The sequence below is a fragment of the Nitrosomonas sp. GH22 genome, from assembly GCF_009833115.1.
Classification (GTDB): domain Bacteria; phylum Pseudomonadota; class Gammaproteobacteria; order Burkholderiales; family Nitrosomonadaceae; genus Nitrosomonas; species Nitrosomonas eutropha.
Genome location: NZ_QRCA01000074.1, coordinates 1 through 1,530, shown reverse-complemented (window position 1 = coordinate 1,530; position 1,530 = coordinate 1). Strand labels below are relative to the sequence as shown.

Below are 1,530 nucleotides of genomic sequence, written 5' to 3'. Positions count from 1 at the left end.
AACGGTGCTTTGCACTGACAAGACCGGCACACTTACAGAAAACCGTATGGCGCTTGCGCAAGTCTGGCTGCCGTCGGGCGAAGCCCTGACACTTAAACATGGTCAGCCCGTCTCCAAGGACTGCCGCAAGCTCATCGAAACAGCAGCGCTGGCCAGCGACCCTCATCCCTCCGATCCCATGGAGGTCGCACTTCACAACGCCCGTGGTACTTTCGCAGGTTCTGAATCCTCCAGCACGCTACCCATCCACACTTATGGACTGCGTCCTGATCTGCCGGCCATGTCAAATATATGGGATGACGACCAGGCGCTGACGATCTGCGCCAAAGGTGCGCCGGAAGCGATTATCAGCCTGTGCCGTCTGTCAGACGATGCAGCACAGAAAGTGCTGAAGGCTGTCGAAGACATGGCCACGCGCGGAATACGCGTGCTGGCAGTGGCAACCTCAACCGCGCCCGACCGCCAGTGGGCCGATTCACAACTGGACTATCACTATACGTTGGCTGGTCTGGTCGGACTGGCCGATCCGATACGTGCCAGTGTGCCAGACGCCATCACCGAATGCCGCCGGGCCGGAATTCGCGTCGTGATGATTACAGGCGACTACGCCACCACCGCTCGATCAATCGCCTCGCAAGCCGGCATCGAGGAAGGAGAAGTGCTGACAGGAAGCGACCTGGAAGCACTCGATGACGAACAGCTCGCACAACGATTGAAGCGGGTCACAGTATTCGCGCGCATCATGCCTCAGCAGAAATTGCGAATCGTCCAGGCATTCAAGGCAGATGGTGAAGTCGTTGCGATGACTGGCGATGGTGTCAACGACGCACCTTCGCTCAAAGCCGCGCATATCGGCATTGCCATGGGAGGACGAGGCACCGATGTCGCACGTGAAGCTTCCGCATTGGTGCTGCTTAACGATGATTTTTCCGCGATCGTCCAGTCCATCCGGCTAGGGCGGAGAATCTACGACAACATCCGCAAATCCATGGCGTTTATTTTGGCCGTCCATGTGCCGATTGCCGGGCTGGCGCTTTTGCCGCTGTTCTTTGGCTTGCCCATGTTATTGGGGCCGATTCATATCGCCTTGCTTGAAATGGTGATCGATCCCGTCTGTGCGCTCGTGTTCGAAGCCGAACATTCTGAGGACGATGTCATGGAGCGTGCGCCACGGGATCCGGCGCAACGGATGTTCTCACCCTCAATGCTGCTCTGGAGCATCATGCAAGGCGGCATTGCTTTCGCGATGCTGGCAGTCGTTTTTCTTGCAAAAACCGCGGCGGGTGTCCCGGAAGTCGAAGTGCGAGCGCTGATCTTTTTCGGTCTGGTTGCCCAGATCGTGGCGCTGATCCTGGTGAATCGCTCTTTTCGAGCATCGCTGCGCGATGCTTTTCTGCGCAAAAATGCAGCCCTGGGGTATGTTGTATTGGCAGTGGCCTTCGTAACCGGCCTGGTGCTGTTACTGCCGCGAGCCCCGGCGACTGTACTGAGATCTCGTCTCGATTACCTGGAACGACATGCTTCTGGCCC

Annotated in this window: 1 protein-coding gene; it reads left to right on the top strand. The window is 57.7% G+C overall.

Translation table 11 applies throughout. The features are described from left to right. Window positions 1–46: 46 nt before the first annotated feature. Window positions 47–1,530 (top strand): cation-translocating P-type ATPase (locus ABF86_RS12365; RefSeq protein ID WP_240142344.1); only part of this gene is annotated, 1,484 nt, incomplete at its 3' end.